This window comes from Haliea sp. (assembly GCF_040222615.1).
Classification (GTDB): domain Bacteria; phylum Pseudomonadota; class Gammaproteobacteria; order Pseudomonadales; family Halieaceae; genus Haliea.
This window is the reverse complement of record NZ_JAVKCQ010000123.1, coordinates 1-20240: the sequence shown is the minus strand read 5'-3', so window position 1 is coordinate 20240 and position 20240 is coordinate 1. Positions and strand designations below refer to the sequence as shown.

21 protein-coding genes are annotated in these 20240 nt (G+C 63.8%); 6 read left to right on the top strand and 15 right to left on the bottom strand.

Annotated elements, in window-relative coordinates:
* Positions 1-6: 6 nt before the first annotated feature.
* The 13 genes from ybgF to RJQ10_RS10040 form a co-directional block, all read right to left on the bottom strand.
* A complete protein-coding gene (gene ybgF, locus RJQ10_RS10100; RefSeq protein WP_350146184.1) occupies positions 7-945 on the bottom strand; it encodes a tol-pal system protein YbgF in 939 nt (312 codons plus the stop codon).
* A gap of 13 nt (positions 946-958) precedes the next feature.
* Positions 959-1483: a peptidoglycan-associated lipoprotein Pal gene (pal, locus tag RJQ10_RS10095; protein ID WP_350146183.1), complete on the bottom strand. Its 525-nt coding sequence runs from the start codon at positions 1481-1483 to the stop codon at positions 959-961.
* A 54-nt stretch (positions 1484-1537) separates the two neighbouring features.
* On the bottom strand, positions 1538-2839 hold the full coding sequence (gene tolB / locus RJQ10_RS10090) for a Tol-Pal system beta propeller repeat protein TolB (protein WP_350146181.1): 1302 nt from the start codon (positions 2837-2839) through the stop codon (positions 1538-1540).
* Complete coding sequence (gene tolA / locus RJQ10_RS10085) at positions 2839-3651, bottom strand: cell envelope integrity protein TolA (RefSeq protein ID WP_350146179.1); 813 nt, start codon at positions 3649-3651, stop codon at positions 2839-2841. The genes tolB and tolA overlap by 1 nt, the downstream gene beginning before the upstream one ends.
* Positions 3648-4082, bottom strand: coding sequence for a protein TolR (gene tolR, locus RJQ10_RS10080; RefSeq protein WP_350146177.1), 435 nt, complete (start codon positions 4080-4082; stop codon positions 3648-3650). The genes tolA and tolR overlap by 4 nt, the downstream gene beginning before the upstream one ends.
* Positions 4079-4789 carry a protein TolQ gene (gene tolQ, locus RJQ10_RS10075; protein WP_350146175.1) on the bottom strand — a complete coding sequence of 237 codons (711 nt, stop codon included), beginning with the start codon at positions 4787-4789 and terminating at the stop codon, positions 4079-4081. The genes tolR and tolQ overlap by 4 nt, the downstream gene beginning before the upstream one ends.
* Positions 4790-4805: 16 nt before the next feature.
* Positions 4806-5219: a tol-pal system-associated acyl-CoA thioesterase gene (gene ybgC, locus RJQ10_RS10070; RefSeq protein ID WP_350146173.1), complete on the bottom strand. Its 414-nt coding sequence runs from the start codon at positions 5217-5219 to the stop codon at positions 4806-4808.
* On the bottom strand, positions 5216-6274 hold the full coding sequence (gene ruvB / locus RJQ10_RS10065; protein WP_350146171.1) for a Holliday junction branch migration DNA helicase RuvB: 1059 nt from the start codon (positions 6272-6274) through the stop codon (positions 5216-5218). The genes ybgC and ruvB overlap by 4 nt, the downstream gene beginning before the upstream one ends.
* A complete protein-coding gene (gene ruvA, locus RJQ10_RS10060; protein WP_350146169.1) occupies positions 6271-6888 on the bottom strand; it encodes a Holliday junction branch migration protein RuvA in 618 nt (205 codons plus the stop codon). The genes ruvB and ruvA overlap by 4 nt, the downstream gene beginning before the upstream one ends.
* Before the next feature lie 18 nt (positions 6889-6906).
* The gene (gene ruvC / locus RJQ10_RS10055; RefSeq protein ID WP_350146167.1) at positions 6907-7425 is read right to left on the bottom strand and encodes a crossover junction endodeoxyribonuclease RuvC; all 519 of its coding nucleotides are present in this window, start codon (positions 7423-7425) and stop codon (positions 6907-6909) included.
* Positions 7426-7519: 94 nt separating this feature from the next.
* A complete protein-coding gene (gene aspS / locus RJQ10_RS10050) occupies positions 7520-9313 on the bottom strand; it encodes an aspartate--tRNA ligase (RefSeq protein ID WP_350146165.1) in 1794 nt (597 codons plus the stop codon).
* A gap of 45 nt (positions 9314-9358) precedes the next feature.
* Entirely contained in the window at positions 9359-9661 is a 303-nt protein-coding gene (locus RJQ10_RS10045; RefSeq protein ID WP_350146163.1) for an FmdB family zinc ribbon protein, read from the bottom strand.
* A 189-nt stretch (positions 9662-9850) separates the two neighbouring features.
* On the bottom strand, positions 9851-10285 hold the full coding sequence (locus RJQ10_RS10040; RefSeq protein ID WP_350146161.1) for an HU family DNA-binding protein: 435 nt from the start codon (positions 10283-10285) through the stop codon (positions 9851-9853).
* Between the two features lie 313 nt (positions 10286-10598).
* Here RJQ10_RS10040 and RJQ10_RS10035 point away from each other — a divergent pair, with 313 nt between their 5' ends.
* Positions 10599-12311 (top strand): proline--tRNA ligase, encoded by a 1713-nt coding sequence (locus tag RJQ10_RS10035; protein WP_350146159.1) that lies wholly within the window; start codon positions 10599-10601, stop codon positions 12309-12311.
* Positions 12312-12319: 8 nt separating this feature from the next.
* Positions 12320-12940: a transglycosylase SLT domain-containing protein gene (locus RJQ10_RS10030; protein ID WP_350146157.1), complete on the top strand. Its 621-nt coding sequence runs from the start codon at positions 12320-12322 to the stop codon at positions 12938-12940.
* Between the two features lies 1 nt (position 12941).
* Here the strand turns inward: RJQ10_RS10030 and RJQ10_RS10025 are convergent, their stop codons facing one another.
* Positions 12942-13994 carry an AraC family transcriptional regulator gene (locus tag RJQ10_RS10025; protein WP_350146155.1) on the bottom strand — a complete coding sequence of 351 codons (1053 nt, stop codon included), beginning with the start codon at positions 13992-13994 and terminating at the stop codon, positions 12942-12944.
* A 188-nt stretch (positions 13995-14182) separates the two neighbouring features.
* On the opposite strand from RJQ10_RS10025, the gene RJQ10_RS10020 reads away from it, so the two are divergent.
* The 4 genes from RJQ10_RS10020 to RJQ10_RS10005 all read left to right on the top strand — a co-directional run bounded on the left by RJQ10_RS10020 (position 14183) and on the right by RJQ10_RS10005 (position 18346).
* On the top strand, positions 14183-15031 hold the full coding sequence (locus RJQ10_RS10020) for a response regulator transcription factor (protein ID WP_350146153.1): 849 nt from the start codon (positions 14183-14185) through the stop codon (positions 15029-15031).
* 101 nt (positions 15032-15132) lie between these two features.
* Entirely contained in the window at positions 15133-16476 is a 1344-nt protein-coding gene (locus RJQ10_RS10015; RefSeq protein WP_350146151.1) for a glutamine synthetase family protein, read from the top strand.
* Positions 16477-16631: 155 nt separating this feature from the next.
* Positions 16632-17813, top strand: coding sequence for an acyl-CoA desaturase (locus RJQ10_RS10010; RefSeq protein WP_350146149.1), 1182 nt, complete (start codon positions 16632-16634; stop codon positions 17811-17813).
* A gap of 47 nt (positions 17814-17860) precedes the next feature.
* A complete protein-coding gene (locus RJQ10_RS10005; protein ID WP_350146147.1) occupies positions 17861-18346 on the top strand; it encodes a glutathione peroxidase in 486 nt (161 codons plus the stop codon).
* A gap of 13 nt (positions 18347-18359) precedes the next feature.
* On the opposite strand, the gene RJQ10_RS10000 is transcribed toward RJQ10_RS10005, so the two are convergent.
* On the bottom strand, positions 18360-19937 hold the full coding sequence (locus tag RJQ10_RS10000; RefSeq protein ID WP_350146145.1) for a peptide chain release factor 3: 1578 nt from the start codon (positions 19935-19937) through the stop codon (positions 18360-18362).
* Positions 19938-20240: the final 303 nt, after the last annotated feature.

The following is a 20240-nucleotide window of genomic DNA, read 5'->3' as shown; positions in this document are numbered from 1 at the left end:
CTGCGGTCAGTAGTTCTCGCTGATGAAATCCTGCGCCAGCTTGACCGCCGCACTGTTGGTAGCACCAAACTCACTGATTACCCGATCCAGAAACTCCCGGGCGCGCTCGCGGTTGCCCTTGGTGTAGTGGATACGGCCCAGCTTGAACAGGGCATCAGGAACTTTGGAATCCTTGGGATACAGATCCAGCAAGAGCATGAATGACTGCCGCGCAGCCTCCGTGTCCGGCGGTGACGTTACCAGGTGCAGTTCACCCAGCCAGTAGTGGGCATTGGGGGCAAACCGCCCGGAGGGGTAATCCTGCAGGAACTGCTGGAAAGCCGTAACCGCCTTGTTGAACTGCTGGCTCCGCACCAGGGCATAGGCGGCCTGGTAGGCCGGGCCTTCACCCGGCTGCTCCGCGGCTCCCGTCGCAGCTGGTGCGGCTGCGGCGGCCAAGGGTTGCTCCACGGCGGCTTCCGCAACGGGAGCCGAAGCCGCTGGCAGCGGGGCCTCTGCGCCTGGAAGTGGGTCGCCGGTGCCACCCGCCAGCATACCCAGGCGACGGTCGAGATCGATATAGCGCTCCAGGCTCTGGGCCTTGAGGGTGCGCAGCTCGTGAGCCTGCTCCTCGACCATGCCATTGAGGCGCATCACTTCCTGCTGCAGCTGCTGCACTTTCAGCAACAACTGCCCGGCATTGCTGCCCCCGGCCACCGGGGTAGCAGGGCTCTCGGCTTCCAGCACCGGGGCCGCCGGAGCAGAGCCGATGCCATAGCTGGTGACAGGATACGCCTGGGCAGGCTGCACGGCGGAAGAGGACGAGGACGACGGGTTGGCCGCTGCCGCGGCGCGCTCCGCTTCAACGTCAATATAGTCCTGGGCATTTACTGTGGGCAGAAAGCAGAACGGGCCAACCGCCAGGGCCAGCCCGTTTGCCAACAGCGCTTTGCTGAGATAACGCATGCGCTACCGCGCCCTACTTGAGCTCAACGCGACGGTTCTGGGACCAGTTGGCCTCGCCAGAACCGTATGCGATGGGCTGTTCTTCGCCGTAGCTGACCGTTTCAATACGGTAGCTGGAGATCCCGTTCACGACCATGTAGTCCCGCACGGTGTTCGCGCGGCGCTCACCCAGGGCCATGTTGTATTCACGGGTACCGCGCTCGTCTGTGTGACCTTCGAGACGCACACTGCGCTCATTGGTGCGGAGCAGGGCAATATGGGCATCCAGCGCAGCCTGGGCCTGGGGCGTCAGGTTGGAGCTGTCGTAGTCGAAGTAAAACACGTTACCTACGGCGGCGACGGCGTCCTGCAGGCGCTGCTGGGAACCAGCGGCATCGGCGGCAGCGGCACGTTCCGCGGCAGAGCGGGCAGCTGCTTCAGCAGCGGCAGCGGCGGCAGCGGCGTCGTCGTCTTTCGTATCCTTGCTGGAACAGGCTACCAGGAAAGCGGCGACGAAGAGCAGGGTCAGTGCCTTGCCAGCAACAGTCAGTTGTTTCATTGCGTTTCTATCCTTGCGAATGGTGATTGATGACATTGGTTACAACAGCCGTGGTTAACGACTCAGATAAGGTGACCATGCCGGTTCACGGACATCGCCTTCGCGCGCCGGTAAACGGAATTTCACTCCGCCATCCACGGAAACGGCGGCAAGAATCCCCCGGTCCCCGGATTTGGTGCCATACAATACCATAGAGCCATTGGGTGCGATACTGGGACTTTCGTCAAGCTCTGTACTGGTGAGCACCTGCAGGCGGTTGGTCACCATGTCGTGCAGTGCGATATGGAACCGTCCCCCGGACTGGTGCACCATCACCATATTGCGCCCGTCCTGGGCCATGCGTGCCCTGGCGTTGTAGGTCCCCTCGAAGGTCACCCGGTCGGTGGCACCAGTGCGCAGGTCATAGCGGTAGATCTGCGGGCGCCCTCCACGATCCGAGGTGAACAGCAGGGAGCGGCCGTCCGGCATCCAGGTCGGCTCGGTATCAATGGCGTAGTGGCGGGTGATCTGGGTCAGCTGCTTGCTGCGCAAATCCATTACGTAGATATCGGGATTACCGTCCTTGGACAGGACCATCGCCATGGAATTGCCATCCGGGGACCAGGCCGGCGCACCGTTGAGGCCGCGGAAATTGGTCAGCTGCTCGCGCGCGCCGGAAGCCAGCTCCTGGCGATAGATCGCCGGGCGGCTGGTCTCGAAGGACACGTACGCAATGTGCTTGCCATCCGGGGACCAGGTCGGCGCCATGATCGGCTCGCGGGACTCCAGCAGGACAATCGGGCGAGCCCCGTCCGAGTCCGCCAGGGTCAGGCGATAGTAGTCCTTGCCGGCAGGATTACGGGTGGCGGACACATACAGCAGTCGGGTGGCGAAAGCGCCCGGGATGCCGGTCAGGGTTTCATAGACTTCGTCGGCCACCCGGTGGGACAACATCCGGACTTCGTTGACATGCCCTTCCTCGTAGCCGTGCAGCACCCGCGCCTGGCGGTTGACATCGAACAGCTCGTATTCGATCCGCATCTGCACCTGGTTGCTTACCGACACGCGGCCAATCAGGACATACTCGGAATTGATCGCGCGCCAGTCCCGGTAGAACACTTCCTGCTGGGTGGTGGGCCGCGCCAGCATGTCGCCGCGGCTCACCGGCTCAAACTGTCCGCTGCGTGCCAGGTCGGCCTCAATAACCTTGGCCGCATCTTCCGGCTGGGCTCCCGAGCCCTGCCAGGCAAAGGGCACCACCGCGATGGCCGTCGGGTTGTCCATGCCCTGGGTGATTTCGATAACCAGTTGCGCCCGGGCATTCAGCGTTGCCAGGGCAAGCATGGCCGCCAGTAAAACTGCTGTCAGGTGTTTCATCAGTAACGTAGATCCTCTGGTCTGAATAACAGGCGGAAGCGCCGGAAGTTCTGCTCGAATTCGCGCGGCGGCAGGTTCTTGAGCTCGGGGAAATTGCCTGCGCGCTCCACCGCGGCAATCGCGGAGCGATCAAACGCGGTGTCCCCGCTGCTGCGCAATACGCCCACGCTCACCACCTCGCCGGTGGGGATCAATTGTATGGACAACAGAACCTCCATTCCGTTGCGGGCGCTGGGCGGACGGCTCCAGCGACGCTGCACCGTCTGCTGGATCAGCGAAGCATAGCTGGCCGCCAGCTCCGCGGAGGCGGCGGCAGCGCGCGCGGCCTGCTCCGCGGCCGCTTTACGGGCAGCCTCCTGCCGTGCAGCCTCCGCCAGCTCCTGCTGGGTCGGCCGGGGAGGTTCCGGCTTCGGCTCGGGCTTCGGTGCCGGGTTGGGCTCCGGTTTCGGTTCGGGTTTGGGCGCCGGCTTGGGCTCCGGCTTCGGCTCTGGTTTGGGGACCGGCTTCGGCTCTGGTTTGGGTACCGGCTTGGGTACCGGCTTCGGCTCCGGTTTGGGTACCGGCTTCGGCTCGGGCTTGGGCTCAGGTTTCGGCTCGGGCTTGGGTTCCGGTTTGGGCTCCAGCTGGCCGGCATCCACCAGGGTCGCATTGATCACTTTGGGCGCCGGCTTGGGCTTCAGCATGCGCTCTTCGGAGCTGGACCAGTTGGCCGTCAGCAAATAAATGACCAGTGCGTGCAGCAGCACGGTCGCCATGGCCGGGCGCAGGACAATACGCGGCGTCACCGGCTTGGCATAAATGGAGAAGTTCACTGGGGTGGCTCGGTCACCAGTCCGACGCTGGGGGCGCCCGCTTCCTGCAGGGCGGACATCAGGGTGACAACCTCGCCGTAGGGCACGGCGCGGTCGCCCCATATCAGCACCGGCTTCTCGGGGCTGCGGCGCATCACCGCACCCACGCGCTGGGTAATGGTGGCCAGGGCAAGGGCCTGCTTTTCATCCTCGCCGAGGTTGAGGAAGAGCTGGCCGCTGCTGTCAATCGAAATGATCAGCGGCTCACTGTCCTGGTTTTCCACCGGGTCCGCATCGGCGGTGGGCAGATCGACCTTGACCCCCTGCATCAGCATCGGCGCGGTCACCATGAAAATGATAAGTAACACCAGCATGACGTCAATATAGGGCACGACATTGATGTCGGCCATGGGACGGCGCTTGCTGCGGGACCTGGACACGACTGCGGTCATCCCGCTTTCCTGTCGCGCGCGCGTAGCGCGTAAGCCTGGCGGTAGAGAATGCTGGAGAACTCGTCGACAAAGGTGTCGTAGCGGTTCAGGAACATATCCATGCGACTGGCGAAACGGTTATAGGCAAGTACCGCGGGAATCGCGGCAAACAGACCCATGGCGGTCGCGACCAGGGCTTCGGAGATACCGGGGGCGACCGTGGCCAGGGTCGCCTGGGTGGCATTGGCGAGACCGCGGAAGGAGTTCATGATCCCCCACACTGTGCCAAACAGGCCGATATAGGGGCTGGTCGAACCCACCGACGCCAGGAAGGAGAGGTGTTTCTCCAGGCGTTCCTCTTCCCGCAGCATCGCGACCCGCATGGCCCGGCGGGAACCCTCGATCACGGCCTCGGAATCCATCTCCGACTGCTTAGCCAGCCGCGAGAACTCCTTGAACCCGGCGCGGAAGATGCTTTCCATACCGACGATGATCCTGCCATCGGCGGCGCGTTCGTTGCCCTCGCGATACAGCTGCGACAGGTCGATACCGGACCAGAACCGCTCCTCGAACTCGAACATCTCCTCGCGGCCGTTGCGGAAATAGATGAACCGCTGGACGATCATGTACCAGGAGGCCATGGAAGCCATCAGCAGGGTCAGCATGACCAGCTGCACAGTGAATCCAGCCTCGAAAATCAGGTCGATAATACTCAGTTGCGCTTCCAAGTGTCGGGCTCCCCCCTCAATGAACCTGCGCGGCGCGCAGGCTGTCCAGCATATCCTTTGGCAACCGCCGCGGGCGCACCCCCGCGCGATCCACGCAGGCAATGGTGATCTCCGCAGATGCCAGCTGCTCACCGCCACGACAGACCACCTGACGCATTGCCAGGGAGGCGCCGCGCACAGCCGCCAGCGTCACACCCACCTCCAGCTGATCGTCCAGAGATGCCGGCGCCCGATAGTGTATGGCCACGTCACGCACCACGAACATCAGGTCGTGATTGAAGATGTAATCCTTGCCATAACCCAGGCTGCGCATGAATTCGGTGCGGGCGCGTTCCATGAACTTCAGGTAGTTGACGTAGTAGACAATGCCACCGGCATCGGTGTCCTCGATGTAGACTCGCAGCTTAATTGAAAATTCCGCCGCACTCACGCGTTCTCGTCCCGATCCGGCTCCAGTGGTAATTGTGCCGTTTCCGGTGTGCGCCCGGCGGGCAGGCCGAAGTGCAGGTAGGCATTGCGCGTCACCATGCGCCCCCGCGGGGTGCGCACGATATAGCCCTGCTGGATCAGGTAGGGTTCCAGTACATCCTCTATGGTGCCGCGCTCCTCGGAAATGGCGGCGGCGAGGCTGTCGACACCCACCGGGCCGCCGTCGAACTTCTCGATCATGGTCAGCAGCAGGCGCCGGTCCTGGTGATCGAAGCCGTGGTGGTCCACGCTCAGCATGTCGAGCGCACGGTCCGCCACTTCGGCAGTGATGTGACCGTCGGCCTTGACCTCGGCGTAGTCGCGCACCCGCCGCAGCAGGCGGTTGGCAATGCGCGGCGTGCCGCGGGCGCGGCGGGCAATTTCCGCCGCGCCATGGGCATCGATGCCGATCCCGAGGATAGCCGCAGAGCGGGCGACGATGGTGGCCAGGTCCGCGACCTGGTAGAACTCCAGCCGCTGCACGATACCGAAGCGGTCGCGCAGGGGCGAGGTCAACAAGCCGGCGCGGGTGGTGGCACCGACCAGGGTAAAGGGTGGCAGGTCCAGCTTGATGGAGCGGGCCGCCGGCCCCTCGCCGATCATGATGTCGAGCTGGTAATCCTCCATCGCCGGATAGAGGATCTCCTCGACAACGGGACTGAGGCGGTGGATCTCGTCTATAAAGAGAACATCACCTGGCTCCAGGTTGGTCATCAGGGCGGCGATATCCCCGGCCTTTTCCAGTACCGGGCCGGAGGTGGTCTTCAGGGAAACGCCCATTTCGTTGGCGATGATGCTGGCGAGGGTGGTCTTCCCGAGGCCGGGGGGGCCGAAGATCAGGGTGTGGTCCAGGGGCTCGCGGCGGCCGCGTGCGGCCTGCAGGAAAATGGTCATCTGGTCGCGCACCACTGGCTGGCCGATATACTCGTCCAGGGTCTTCGGGCGGATAGCGCGATCCAGCAGTTCCTCGCGATCGCCCCTGGCCTGGGGCGCGATCAGGCGGTCGGTCTCAATCATTTTCGGCTCACCACGGCTTTCAGGGCGCGGCGGATGAGGTCCTCACTGCCCGCCGCGCTGTCATCGTTGACCGCCGCTATCATGCGCGCAGCCTCGGCCGGCTTGTAGCCCAGGGCAACCAGCGCCCCCTCGGCATCCGCCACCCGGTCGCTGGCCGGGGTGTAGACCGAGGCCGGAGCCGAGGTATCGCCCTCGGCCCACTGTCCCAGCCAGTGCTTCAGTTTGTCGCGCATCTCCACCAGCAGGCGCTCGGCCGTTTTCTTGCCGACCCCGGGCAAGGCCACCAGCGCGGAGAGATCATCCCGCTGCACACAGCGGGCGAATTCGGTGGCGTCCATGCCGGAAAGGATGGTCAGCGCCAGCTTGGGTCCGACTCCACTTACCTTCACTAGCTGGCGGAACAGCGCGCGATCCCGCTCATCAACGAAACCGTACAACAGCTGCGCGTCTTCGCGGACCACAAAGTGGGTCAGCAGGGTGACGTCCGCGCCGAGCTCGGGCAGCTGGAACAGGGTGCTCATGGGGACCTGGATATCGTAGCCAACCCCGGCCACATCCACGAGAATGTCCGGAGGCTGCTTGTACACCAGAGTGCCGCGTATCCTGCCTATCATTGTCCTGCCACCGCTCCGCTAACGCATCCGGCGCCGGCGCACGGAGGTCGCGCCGGCAATGTTTATCATACTGTGTTGGGTATGGGCATGACACAGGGCGGCAGCCAGGGCGTCCGCGGCGTCTTCCTGCGGCTCGGCAGGCAGCTTCAGCAACATCTTGACCATGTGCTGGACCTGGCTCTTGTCGGCGGCGCCCGTACCCACCACCGCCTGCTTGATCTGCCGCGCGGAGTACTCGGCGACCGCCATGTTCTGCGCCACGCAGGCCACGATGGCCGCGCCCCGTGCCTGCCCCAGTTTCAGGGCGGAACCGGCGCTCTTGGCCATGAATACCTGCTCGACCGCGAGCTGGTCCGGGCAGTGCAGCAGAACCAGCTCGGTCACGCTCTCGTAGATCACTCGCAGCCGCTCGGGCAGATTCCCGCCGGGCAGGCGGATTACGCCGCTGGTCAGGTATTCACTGCGACCGGATACGTAGTTGATGATGCCAAAACCCGTTTTGCGGGAACCGGGGTCGATCCCGAGGATGACCGCCATAGTGTGCTCCGAGCCCTGCCTGGAATCCCTGATCTGTATAAATCTACAGTATTATGCCGACGGGTCCAACTCCCGTATCCGGCACCCGCCGGAGCTATTCCCCGGCAGGAGCGGCCGGCGCGTGTTCCCTGGCCTGGCGCAGGCGGATATTGAGTTCTTTCAGCTGGGCTTCGTTCACCTCTCCCGGGGCATCGGTGAGCACGCAGTGCGCTGTCTGTGTTTTCGGGAAAGCGATGACATCGCGAATCGACTGCGCCCCCGTCATCAGCATCACCAGGCGGTCGAGGCCGAAAGCGAGGCCACCGTGGGGCGGAGCGCCATACTGCAGGGCCTGCAGCAGGAAACCGAATTTCTCCTCCGCTTCCTCGTCACTGATACCGAGGATACGAAAAACCGCCTGCTGCATGTCGCGCTGGTGAATACGGATACTGCCACCGCCGAGCTCGGTACCGTTCAACACCATGTCGTAGGCCCGGGACAGGGCTGTCGCAGGATCCGCCACCAGGGCCTCCGGGGAACAGGACGGCGCGGTGAAGGGATGGTGCAAGGGGGTCAGGCCACCGTTGCCGTTGTCCTCGAACATGGGGAAATCCACCACCCAGAGAGGCGCCCAACCTGTGCGCACCAGCCCCTGGTCGTGGGCCACCTTGAGGCGCAGGGCGCCGAGGGATTCGTTCACCACCGAGCTGCGGTCGGCGCCGAAGAAGACGATGTCGCCGTTCTGCGCACCGAGGCGCTGCATCATTGCGGCCACCACGTCTTCGGGCATGAACTTGAGGATGGGCGACTGCAGCCCTTCGACGCCGGCCGCCAGGTCGTTGACCTTGATCCAGGCCAGCCCGCGTGCACCGTAGATGCTGACGAAGCGGGTGTAGTCGTCGATTTCCTTGCGGCTGATGCCGGCGCCGCCGGGTACCTTCAGCGCCGCCACGCGACCGCCGGGATCGTCGGCCGGGCCCCGGAACACCTTGAACTCCACCTGCCGCATCAGGTCGTCGACGCTGACCAGCTCGAGGTCGATACGCAGGTCCGGCTTGTCGGAACCATAGCGCTCCATGGCCTCGGACCAGGGCATGCGCGGGAAGTCGCCCAGATCCACGTCCAGCACCGTGGCAAACAGCTGGCGAATCATGCGCTCGGTGATCCCCATGATCTCCTCCTCATCAAGGAAGGAGGTCTCGATGTCGATCTGGGTGAATTCGGGCTGGCGGTCGGCCCGCAGGTCCTCATCCCGGAAACACTTGGCGATCTGGTAATAGCGGTCGAAGCCGGACACCATCAACAGCTGCTTGAACAGCTGGGGGGACTGCGGCAGGGCGAAGAAGTGGCCGGGGTGGGTGCGGCTGGGAACCAGGTAGTCGCGAGCCCCTTCCGGGGTTGCGCGAGTCAGGATCGGCGTCTCGATGTCGAGGAACCCCTCGGCATCGAGGAAATTGCGCACTGCAGTAGTGATTTTCGCGCGCAGGATCAGGCGGTTCTGCATCTCCGGACGGCGCAGGTCCATATAGCGATACTGCAGCCTGACATCCTCGCCGACGTTGGTGTGCTCATCGAGCTGGAAGGGCGGCGTGACCGCGCTGTTGAGAATCTCCAGCTCCTTGCCCAGCACCTCGATCTGGCCAGTGGCCATGGCCGGATTCACCGTGCCCTCGGTACGGGCGCGCACCCTGCCGGTGATCTTCAGGACGAATTCGCTGCGCACCCGGTCGGCGCGCTGGAAATGCTCCTCGGTATCGGGATCGAATACCACCTGAACCACGCCGGCCCGGTCACGCAGGTCGAGGAAGATGACACCCCCGTGGTCCCGACGACGATCCACCCAGCCACACAGGGTCACCGTTTCGTCGATATTGGCCGTGCCGAGGGCGCCACAAAAATGACTGCGCATAATTCCGTATCCGTCAATTGTCAGGTTGGCCCCGGGGGGCAGGGTCTAGCTGGCGGCCGTCGCCTCGCCGCCCTTGGAGGCGCCGGCGCTGTCAGCGGTCGCCGCCGGGGCTGCCGCAGGTGCGGAGCCCTTGTCGTCGCCGCTGGCGACCAGGTTCTTCTTGCCACCGGTCTTGAAATCAGTCTCGTACCAGCCGCCGCCCTTGAGACGGAAACCGGCCGCTGAAACCTTCTTGCGCAGCTCGGGAGCACCGCAGGCGGGACAATCCACCAGCGGGGCATCGCTGATCTTCTGCAGGGCTTCATGCAGGTGGCCACAGGACTGACACTGGTACTCGTATATCGGCATGGAGTGTACTCGCCAAATTAATGGGGCAGAAAAAATCGAGGCGCGGATTTTACCCCATGCCGGGGCGCAGGCCAATACAGGTGCAATGGGGAACTTGGGGAGGGAAGCGTGCCCCTGCACCAGACCGTGCCGAGGCGTGGAACAACCTGAACCCCGCCCGCGGCCGCGGGCAGGGCCTGCTGCCGTGACTCAGTCGGCGGCGAAATCCTTCATTTTCTTCAGCGGGCGCACTTTCACAGCAACGCTGGCCGGCTTCGGCTTGAAGGTGGTCTCCTGGCCGGTGAAGGGGTTGATGCCCTTGCGCGCCTTCTTGGCGGGCTTCTTCACGGTGGTGATTTTCATCAGGCCCGGCAGGGTGAACTCGCCTACCGCACGCTTCTTGAGGCTCCGCTCAATCAGCGACTCCAGCTCGCCCATCACATCGCCGACCTGCTTCTTGCTCAGGCTGGTGGATTCCGCAATGGATGCCACGATCTGGGTCTTGGTGAGTTTGTCCTTGATAAGAGGTGCCGCCTTTTTGGCAGGTGCTGCCTTCTTGGCGGGAGCTGCCTTCTTGGCCGCTACTTTTGCCGTTGCCGTTTTCTTGGCAGGTGCCTTCTTCGCTGCTGCTTTTTTCGTCGCCATAGTCTTTTCAACCTTCGTTCTAGTGAGTTGGGACACGCATCCAAGCCGGACTGACCGCGACCACCACTGCCGCCACCAGGCTCAAGCACTGATATTAACCATGAAAAGCTGTAATACAAGGGCTTTTTCGTTGCCGGGGGCAAAAATAACCCTGTTTTTGCTGCATATTCCCGTTTCTGCCCCCCACACGTCCTTCCACCACCGCCCCGCCGGGCGACCCTGTCCGGGCGACGCTGTCCGGCCGACCCTGTACCGCCGCCGTGTTCGGACGTAAACTGGGCGCCTTCCCCAATCCCCCCACGGACCCGAGCACATGCGCACCAGCAACTACCTGATCAGCACCCAGAAAGAGACCCCGGCGGATGCAGAGGTCATCAGCCACCAGCTGATGCTGCGCGCGGGGCTGATACGCAAGCTGGCGGCCGGTCTCTACACCTGGCTGCCCCTGGGCCTGCGGGTGCTGCGCAAGGTCGAGCAGGTGGTGCGCGAGGAAATGGATGCCAGCGGCGCCATAGAAATCAGCATGCCGGTGGTGCAGCCGGCGGAGCTGTGGCAGGAATCGGGTCGCTGGGAGCAGTATGGTCCGGAGCTGCTGCGAATCCAGGACCGACACCAGCGCGACTTCTGCCTCGGCCCCACCCATGAAGAAGTAGTCACCGACCTGGTGCGCAACGAGATCAAGAGCTACAAACAGCTGCCCCTGAACCTGTACCAGATCCAGACCAAGGTGCGGGACGAGATCAGGCCGCGCTTCGGCATCATGCGCGGGCGCGAATTCCTGATGAAGGACGCCTACTCCTTCCACATCGACCAGGCCTCGCTGGAAGCTACCTATCAGGTGATGCACCGCACCTACAGCAATATCTTCAGCCGTCTCGGCCTCGAATTCCGGCCGGTGATTGCCGACACCGGCAGCATCGGCGGCAGCGCCTCCCACGAATTCCACGTGCTGGCGAACGCCGGCGAAGACGCCATTGCCTTCAGCGACAGCAGCGACTATGCCGCCAACGTCGAGATGGCCGAAGCCCTGCCGGGCACAACGGAGCGCCCGGCGCCGTCCGCCGAGCTGGCGGAACTGGCGACGCCCGGCGTGCGCACCATCGGGGAATTGGCGACACTGCTCACACTGCCCGCCGCCAGCACGGTGAAAACCCTGGTGGTAGAAGGTGACGAGCCCGGGACCCTGGTGGCCCTGGTCCTGCGCGGCGACCACCAGCTCAACAGTATCAAGGCCGAGAAACTGGCCGGTGTCGGCAGCCCGCTGGCCATGGCCGACGAGGATGCCGTGCGCGCGGCTTGCGGGGCCGGCTTTGGCTCGCTGGGGCCTGTCGGCCTGCCGCTGCCAGTGATTGTCGACCGCAGCGCCGCTCTGCTGGCGGATTTCGTTTGCGGCGCAAACCGCGACGACATGCACCTCACCGGAGTGAACTGGGAGCGGGACTGCCCCCTGGCCCGGGTGGAGGATTTACGCGACGTCCAGGAAGGGGATCCGAGCCCCGATGGTGAAGGCACGCTGCTGATCCGTCGCGGCATCGAAGTTGGTCACATCTTCCAGCTCGGGCGCAAGTACAGCGAAGCCATGAATGCCAGCGTGCTGGACGAGAACGGCAAGGCCGTCACCATGAATATGGGCTGCTACGGTATCGGTGTGAGCAGGATCGTGGCCGCGGCAATCGAGCAGAACCACGACGAACGCGGCATCATCTGGCCCGAGGCCATGGCGCCATTCCAGCTCGCTATCGTTCCACTGAACATGCAAAAATCGGAGGCGGTAGCGGAAGCCGCGCTGTCCCTGTACCAGCAGTTTCGGGAAGCCGGTGTCGATGTCCTGCTCGACGACCGCAACGAGCGCCCCGGCGTCAAGTTCGCCGACATGGAACTGCTGGGCATTCCCCACCGCCTGGTGATCGGCGACCGCACGCTGGCCGAAGGCAAGCTCGAGTACAAGGGCCGCTGCGACGCGGAGGCAACGCTGATTGCGGCGGACGCTGTCGTCGCCGCTGTGCTCGGCCGCCTGCAACGCTGACCGCCGACATGGCGGGTCGCGGTAAACCCTCGAGGTTCCGCTGGCAGGCGCTGGCGGCCGCCATGCTGTTGGCGGTACTGGCACCGCTCGCCGCGGGCCAGCCGCAGGACCCGGAAGAGCGCGCCGCACTCAGGACCTTTCTCGACCAGACCATCAACAGCGCCGACAGTTTCGCGGATCGCTACGACGCCGAGGTGTGGCTGGTGGATATGTCCGCTCGCCTGGAGCGCTTCGTCAAGGATGCAGAAGAGCGGCTGCAGCTGCTGCGCCAGGTCCACGCGGCGGCCGCCAGGGCGTCCCTGCCCCCCGAGCTGGTCCTGGCTGTTATCGAAGTGGAAAGCCACTTCGACCGCTTTGCCATCTCCCGGGTCGGCGCCCAGGGCATGATGCAGGTGATGCCGTTCTGGAAGAACGAGATCGGCCGCGCGGATGACAACCTGACCATGAACCTCACCAACTTCGAGTATGGCTGTCGTATCCTGCAGTTTTACCTGCAGCGGGAAAAAGGCGACCTGCACCGGGCCCTGGCCGCCTACAACGGCAGCCTGGGAAGCCGGCGTTACAGTAACAAGGTCTATCAGGCCTGGGCCCGGCACTGGCGCACCGGGCCGCTGCCGTGGGCGCACTGAATCAGCGGAACGCGCCGGGGGACTGCCCTGTCCACTTCTTGAATGAGCGGTGAAACGCGCTGGGGTCGCTGAAGCCCAGCACCTCGGCGACCTCGCACACCGACAGTTCCGGATGCCGCAGCAGGCTGATGGCGCGGTCCCGACGGGCCTTGTCCTTGATCCGCTGGTAGGAGGTGCCCTCGCTTTCCAGTCGTCGGCGCAGGGTCCTGGCCGACATGTTGAGCAAGACGGTCAGCTCCTCGAAACTCGGCATCTCAAGCTGGAAGTCGTCGCCGATTATCCCCCTGATCCGCCGGCTAATACTGCTGTGGCAAGCTTCGTGGTCGTGCAGGAGAAAATAGGGCGCCATCGCCATGAATTCGGCCAGCTGCTGTTCATCGCGCTGTACCGCCGCCTCCAGGTGGCGGGCGCTGAAGGTCACCGCATTGACCCGGGCACCGAACTCCACCGGGCCCGGGAAAAAATGACGCAGCGCATCGCTGTTGCGGGGCTGGGGGCCAGCGCAGCTGGCTTGGGTAGTATCAATTTCCTGGCCGATCAGCCAGCTGCAGAAGCGGAGCCAGATGGCCAGCCCCGCGAGGACCCTGTGCTGGAGCGGGGCGGGCACTCCGGCACCCAGGTAGGTCAGGGTGGCCTCGCGGGCATCGGCGTCCACCAGCAGGCGGTTCTGCACAGGGGGGGACCGTCGTGCCCGACAGCAGGTATTGAACTCAATGGCGCGCTGCATCGCCACCCCCAGGGTTCCGCAGCCGAGCATGCTCAACGCCACCAGCCGCAGGGTACCCGGGGGGGTCGACGCATCCGGCATGGTACCCAGGGTCTCGTCGTCCAGCTGCCGGCACAGCACGCCGCAGAGGCGACTGTACTGGGAGGGCGTTGCCACATCTGTCAGGGTCTGGTTTTGCAGGGGGTCATGGGCAAACCCCGCCTGGGCCAGCAGCCGGTCCCGCGGCAATCCGCTGGCCGCCATCATCACCAGCAGGCTGCGAGTCAGCGCCGCGGGAACCCGCGACGACATCCTCTCACTCCCTGCAGTGAAACTGCGGCGACTCATTCCGCGCTCCTGACGATGACTGGACCCGCAGTATAGTCGCCTGCCACTCGCGACCAAAGTCCCCAGGCCGCTCGCCCCGACAGCTGCTTATACCAGCCCGAGGTTTCGCCCTGACAGGTACATTTGACAAGGCTGGCCGCGCTGCCCAATATGCCAGCACTAATGAAGCTTCTGACGCCCGCCATGCCATGAACGATATCAGTCAGCTGAGCAAGTGGAACCGGGATCTGTCGCGGGCCATCTCCGCCCTGGGCACGGATCAGTTCTTTCCCACGCTGATTGAGGCCATCCGGGGCCAGGTGCACATTGACTACCCCCAGATCTGGCTCTACCACCGGGACCTGCCGCCCCAGGTTCTCTACCACGAGATTCCCACAACGGCCGTGGCCTCCCAGATAGACACCTATCTCGACGGACCCTACCGCGAGGATCCTTTCTACCGGGCCTCGATGAACCAGCCGCGCTCCAAGTTCTACCGCCTGTCGCGGATTACCTCCGGCAAGTTGCGCGAGTCGCAGTACTACCGCGACTACTACGCCGAGACCGGAACCGTTGACGAGACTATCTACCTGTCCCGACTGCGCGCCGGCAACGTGATCAACCTCTGCATGATGCGCCTGCCGCAACAGGGCGAATTCACCGAGCAGGAGTACGAGACGCTGTATCTACTGGCCGAGCCGGTGTCAGAGCTGATCAAATCCCACAGTGAGCACGACGATTTCGCGGTGACGCACCTGATCCAGCCGGGCATCAATCACCAGATTGACCTGGCGTTTCGCACCTTTGGCTCGTCGCTGCTGTCGCCGCGGGAGAAGGACGTGCTGGAGTTGATGCTGCGCGGCTATGGCACCGACACCTCGGCGGCGCGCCTGGGGATTGCGCTGGAGACCGTCCGCCGCCACCGCAAGAGCATCTACCGCAAGCTGGATGTGAGCTCCCAGACCGACCTGTTTTCCCTGTTTATCAACTCCCTGACCTGCCTCGGCGAAGCCGCTGGCGACGATCCCCTGCGGGTCTACATGGCGCCAGCCCGTTGACTGCCGCGCCACAAGCCCCGGTCCTGCCCCGCATGGGGCATTGAACCGCCTCCGCGAAATCCAGATAGTGCACCCTTACTGGCCTGAATCACGGTGTCCGAATGTCCCTTGAAGCCGACTGGTTCCTGCGGGCCCACCCGGAGATAACCACCGTCGAGGCCCTGCTGCCCGACTGCAATGGCATCATGCGCGGCAAATGGTTGCCGCGGCACAAGCTCGCCAGGATTTTCGACGGCGAACTCAAGCTCCCCAAGACCGCCTTGAGCCTGGACATCTGGGGCCGGGACGTGGAGGAGCTGGTCTTTGCCTCCGGTGATGCCGACGGTATCTGCCGGCCGGTGGAGGGTTCCCTGCTGCCGACACCCTGGTCCGCTGGCGGCCAGCACGGACAAATCATGCTGTCCATGTTCGACGCCGACGGCGCCCCCTACATGGGCGACCCCCGACACGTTCTGAAACAGGTGGTCTCGCGCTTCCAGGATGCGGGCTGGACTCCGGTGGTCGCCGCGGAACTGGAGTTCAGCCTGGTGCGCTGGGACAACGTGGTCCCCATCCACACCTGCCCCTCCCCCGCCGGCAGCCAGCCGGTTGGCGGCAACATGTACGGCCTCGACGTGCTCAACCAGCACCAGCAGATGATGGAGGAGCTGCGCCTGGCCTGCGAACTCCAGGATTTGCCCTTTGACGGCGTGGTCAAGGAGTCAGCGCCCTCACAGTACGAAATCAACATGCAACATGTCCCCAGTCCCGTGCTGGCGGCCAAGCAGATCCTGATGATGAAGCGGTTGATCAAAGGCGTGGCCCACAAGCACGGCCTGGTCGCCAGCTTCATGCCCAAGCCCTTCGAGGACGAGGCCGGCAACGGCATGCACGTCCACTGCAGCGTGCTCGACCAGCGCGGCGTCAATGTCTTCGATGACGGCACCGAACGCGGCACTCCCCTGCTGCATCACGCCATTGCAGGCTGCCTGCAACACATGGCGGACTCCATGATCATCTTCTCTCCCGGCTTCAACGGCTATCGCCGCTTCCAGCCCGGCACCCACGCCCCAACCTACCCGAGCTGGGGCTACGAAAACCGCACGGTGGCGGTGCGTGTACCGGCGGGCTCCCACGCCGCGAGGCGCCTGGAACACCGGGTTGCCGGTGCCGACTGCAACCCCTATCTGCAGTTCGCCGTGGTGCTGGCCGCAATGCTCGACGGCATCGAGCAGCAGGCGTCACCCGGCAACCCCACCCGGGGCGACGGCTATTCCCAGAAGACCGGCTATCTGCCCGGTTATATGCATGAGGCCCTGGACCGGTTCCGCAAGTCGGAGTTTATCCGCACCGCACTGGGGGGGGAGCTGCAGCGTATATTCACCCTCACCAAAGAGCAGGAAGTGGCAGAATTTCGCCACCGCATCTCGCTGCTGGAGTACCAGTCCTACCTCGAGCGTACCTGACCGGAACCAGGGGGCGACGGAACCAACACCGACGGCCGTGATCAAACCCTGGCTGCAGTGCCTGTGGTCAGCCTGCGGCGGCCCTGAACAAGACTTTTTGCCGCCAACACGCTACCATCGCCTTTGTTTCTTTAGCCCCAGAGCTCTACATTCCTATGCCCAATGCCCCAGCCAAACCGCCCCTGATTCCGGTCAATGTCGCCATCTTCGTGGGCTTCCCGCTCCTGGCCCTGATCCTGGTGCCCCTGTGGGGGGTCTACCACGGTTTCTCGGCCGCCCAGTGGCTGTGGGCAGTGGTATTCCTGTATCTGAACGGGCTGTCGATCACCGGCGGCTATCACCGGTTGTGGGCACACAACGCCTACGAGGCCCACCCGGCCCTGAAGTGGTTCTACGCCCTCTGGGGCGCGGGTGCCCTGCAGAACAGCATCCTGGTCTGGGCATCCGATCACCGCCGCCACCATCGCCATGTGGACGACAATGAGCAGGACCCCTACTCCGCGGGCCGCGGGCTCTGGTTCAGTCACATGGGCTGGATGCTGCGCGACTATCCCAGCGGCGAGAACGACTTCAGCAATGCCAGGGATCTGCAGCGCGATCCGGTAGTCATGTTCCAGCACCGCCATTACGTCGCCCTGACGACCCTCATGAACCTGGGGCCGCCAGTGCTGCTGGGCGTGTTCCTCGGCGATATCATCGGCACCGTCCTGCTGGCGGGTCTGCTGCGCCTGGTCGTCAACCACCACGTCACCTTCTTCATCAACTCCCTGGCCCACTTCTGGGGCACCCGTCCCTACACCGAAGACAACAGCGCCCGGGACAACGGCTTCCTCGCCTTCCTTACCTATGGCGAGGGCTATCACAACTACCACCACATCTTCCAGAACGACTACCGCAACGGCATTCGCTGGTGGCAGTGGGACCCAACCAAGTGGCTGATCAGCCTGTGCGCCAAAATCGGCCTCGCGGCCAAGCTCAACCGGGTCCCGGACTTCAGGATCCAGCGCGCCATGGTAGACGCCCAGTTCGCCCGCGCCCGGCGGGAATTGCAGGAGCAGGCGGACAACGAAACCCTGCGGGAGCTGCTGGAGCGGGAATACCAGTTGTTCACCGAACACGTGAATCAGTGGCGCGCGCTGCAGTCCGAGCGGGTCGAGCGCAAGGTCGCTGAAATCGAGGATGCGCTGGAAGTCCGGCGCCTGCAGATGGTCGACAAATGGGAGCACGCCGCCCTGCGCAGCAAGCTGCGGGAGCTGGAGTACGCCCTCAAGAACCAGCGCAAGCGCCTGGGCATACTGCTCCAGCAGTTGCAGCTGCAGGCGCCGGTGGGCGCCTGACAGGTAACCGAATGGCAGCACCAGCTGCCAACCAAGGAGAACGCGACATGGCCTCTACCGTCTACGACTTCACCTGCCAGACACCTTCCGGTAAAAAACAATCTTTGGAGGAGTATCGGGGCAAAGTGCTGCTGGTGGTCAACACGGCTTCAAAGTGCGGCTTCACACCCCAGTTTGCCGGCCTGGAAAAGCTGTATGAGCAGTTCCGGGATCGCGGCCTGGTCATTCTCGGCTTTCCCTGCAATCAGTTCGGCAAGCAGGACCCGGGCAGCAATGACGAGATCATGGAATTCTGCCAGCTCAACTACGGCGTCAGCTTTCCCATGTTTGGCAAGATCGATGTCAATGGCGGGACTGCTGACCCCCTGTTCAAGCACCTGAAAAAGGCCGCTCCCGGAGCCCTGGGGTCACAGGGTATCAAGTGGAACTTCACCAAGTTCCTGATCGACGGCGAGGGCAATGTGGTCAAGCGCTACGCGCCCACCACCAAGCCCGAGGATATCGCAGGCGACATAGAGCCCCTGCTGCCCTGAACCTCGACCCGGGTCAGTGCTCCCGGGTGGCCCGGAACTCAATCCCGGGCCAGCGCTCTTCCATCAAGGCCAGGTTGACCCGCGTCGGCGCGAGGTAGGTGAGATAGCCGCCACCGTCGATGGACAACTGGTCCGCGGCCTTCTTGCGGAAATCCTCCAGCTTGCGGGCATCATCGCAGTGTACCCAGCGCGCGGTGTAGACGTTGACCGGCTCGTACAGCGCCTCGACCTTGTATTCATCGGCGAGGCGGTAGACCACCACATCGAACTGCAGCTGCCCCACGGCACCGACGATCAAATCGGAACTGTTCAGGGGTGCAAACACCTGGGTTGAGCCCTCCTCCGACAGCTGCTGCAGGCCTTTCTGCAACTGCTTGGACTTCATCGGGTCGCGCAGGCGGATGCGCCGGAACAACTCCGGGGCGAAGTGGGGAATGCCGGTGAAATTGAGATCCTCGCCGGCGCTGAAGGTATCGCCAATCTGGATCGTGCCGTGGTTGTGCAGGCCGATGATATCGCCGGCAACCGCCTCTTCCACCAGCACCCGCTCTCCCGCCTTGAAGGTCACCGCGTCGGCAATTCGCACCTCCTTGCCCAGCCGCACATGGCGCATCTTCATGCCCTTGTCGTAGCGGCCGGAACACAGCCGCAAAAACGCTATCCGGTCACGGTGCCGGGGATCCATATTGGCCTGGATCTTGAACACAAAGCCACTGAATGCCCGCTCCCCGGCGCTGACCTCGCGCTCCTGCGCCTCGCGGCCCTGGGGCGGCGGCGCCCACTGGACGAAGTCGTCCAGCATTTCGCGCACGCCGAAGTTGCCCAGCGCGGTACCAAAGAACACCGGGCTCAGCTTGCCGGCCAGAAAGGCCTCGGCGTCAAAGGCGTGGCTGGCGCCCCTCACCAGGTCGATTTCATCGACAAAATCGGCGTACTCATCGCCCAGCAGTTCCCGGGCGCCGGCGCTGGCCAGACCGTCAATGCGGCGGTCATCCGGCAGCACGCTGCCCTGCCCTGGCGTGTAAAGATGAATAACATCGGTGTAAAGGTTGTAGACACCCTTGAACTGACTGCCCATGCCAACAGGCCAGTTGATCGGCGCGCCCTGTATCGCCAACACCTGCTCGATCTCATCCAGCAGCTCGATCGGGTCGCGAATATCCCGGTCCATCTTGTTGACGAAGCTGAAGATTGGCGTGTCCCGCAGGCGGCACACATTCATCAGCTTGATGGTCCGGTCCTCGACGCCCTTGGCGCCGTCGATCACCATCAGCGCCGAGTCCACGGCCGTCAGGGTGCGGTAGGTATCCTCGGAGAAATCCTCGTGGCCAGGCGTATCCAGCAGGTTGACGATGCGGTCGTGGTAGGGAAACTGCATTACCGAAGAAGTTACGGATATCCCGCGCTCCTGCTCCATACTCATCCAGTCGGACGTGGCGTGCGGGCCCCGCTTGCCCTTGACGCTGCCCGCCACCTGGATCGCGCTGCCCAGCAGCAGCAGCTTCTCGGTTATCGTGGTCTTGCCCGCGTCAGGGTGGGAGATGATGGCGAACGTGCGTCGCGCGGCAATCGCTTTGCTCAGCTCTGGCATGATGTTACCTAGGGGAAAAAGCGGCGATTATACGCGCTTTACCCGCCCAAGGCAGCGCCGCAGACCCGACAGACAACAAGCGGTGGAACCGCCGGCCGTTGTTGCGGTCAAACAGCCGCCGCCGGCTTTTTGCTGTAAAATCGACGCCCCGAGTCATCGGGCACTCCCCCTTTACACGTATGGACACCATGAAAAGATTCCTGCTACCGGCAATTGCCATCGCTGTCGTTGCCGGCGTACTCGCCCCCAGGCTGCTACCCACCTCCCCGGAGGCGGGCGCGACGGCCACCCGCCCGGGGGGTG

Excerpts from the sequence above, each read along its gene's own strand:
- ybgF (WP_350146184.1), bottom strand. The coding sequence starts at position 945 with ATGCGTTATCTCAGCAAAGCGCTGTTGGCAAACGGGCTGGCCCTGGCG.
- pal (WP_350146183.1), bottom strand. The coding sequence starts at position 1,483 with ATGAAACAACTGACTGTTGCTGGCAAGGCACTGACCCTGCTCTTCGTC.
- tolB (WP_350146181.1), bottom strand. The coding sequence starts at position 2,839 with ATGAAACACCTGACAGCAGTTTTACTGGCGGCCATGCTTGCCCTGGCA.
- tolR (WP_350146177.1), bottom strand. The coding sequence starts at position 4,082 with ATGACCGCAGTCGTGTCCAGGTCCCGCAGCAAGCGCCGTCCCATGGCC.
- ruvB (WP_350146171.1), bottom strand. The coding sequence starts at position 6,274 with ATGATTGAGACCGACCGCCTGATCGCGCCCCAGGCCAGGGGCGATCGC.
- ruvA (WP_350146169.1), bottom strand. The coding sequence starts at position 6,888 with ATGATAGGCAGGATACGCGGCACTCTGGTGTACAAGCAGCCTCCGGAC.
- ruvC (WP_350146167.1), bottom strand. The coding sequence starts at position 7,425 with ATGGCGGTCATCCTCGGGATCGACCCCGGTTCCCGCAAAACGGGTTTT.
- aspS (WP_350146165.1), bottom strand. The coding sequence starts at position 9,313 with ATGCGCAGTCATTTTTGTGGCGCCCTCGGCACGGCCAATATCGACGAA.
- RJQ10_RS10045 (WP_350146163.1), bottom strand. The coding sequence starts at position 9,661 with ATGCCGATATACGAGTACCAGTGTCAGTCCTGTGGCCACCTGCATGAA.
- RJQ10_RS10040 (WP_350146161.1), bottom strand. The coding sequence starts at position 10,285 with ATGGCGACGAAAAAAGCAGCAGCGAAGAAGGCACCTGCCAAGAAAACG.
- RJQ10_RS10035 (WP_350146159.1), top strand. The coding sequence starts at position 10,599 with ATGCGCACCAGCAACTACCTGATCAGCACCCAGAAAGAGACCCCGGCG.
- RJQ10_RS10030 (WP_350146157.1), top strand. The coding sequence starts at position 12,320 with ATGGCGGGTCGCGGTAAACCCTCGAGGTTCCGCTGGCAGGCGCTGGCG.
- RJQ10_RS10025 (WP_350146155.1), bottom strand. The coding sequence starts at position 13,994 with ATGAGTCGCCGCAGTTTCACTGCAGGGAGTGAGAGGATGTCGTCGCGG.
- RJQ10_RS10020 (WP_350146153.1), top strand. The coding sequence starts at position 14,183 with ATGAACGATATCAGTCAGCTGAGCAAGTGGAACCGGGATCTGTCGCGG.
- RJQ10_RS10015 (WP_350146151.1), top strand. The coding sequence starts at position 15,133 with ATGTCCCTTGAAGCCGACTGGTTCCTGCGGGCCCACCCGGAGATAACC.
- RJQ10_RS10010 (WP_350146149.1), top strand. The coding sequence starts at position 16,632 with ATGCCCAATGCCCCAGCCAAACCGCCCCTGATTCCGGTCAATGTCGCC.
- RJQ10_RS10005 (WP_350146147.1), top strand. The coding sequence starts at position 17,861 with ATGGCCTCTACCGTCTACGACTTCACCTGCCAGACACCTTCCGGTAAA.
- RJQ10_RS10000 (WP_350146145.1), bottom strand. The coding sequence starts at position 19,937 with ATGCCAGAGCTGAGCAAAGCGATTGCCGCGCGACGCACGTTCGCCATC.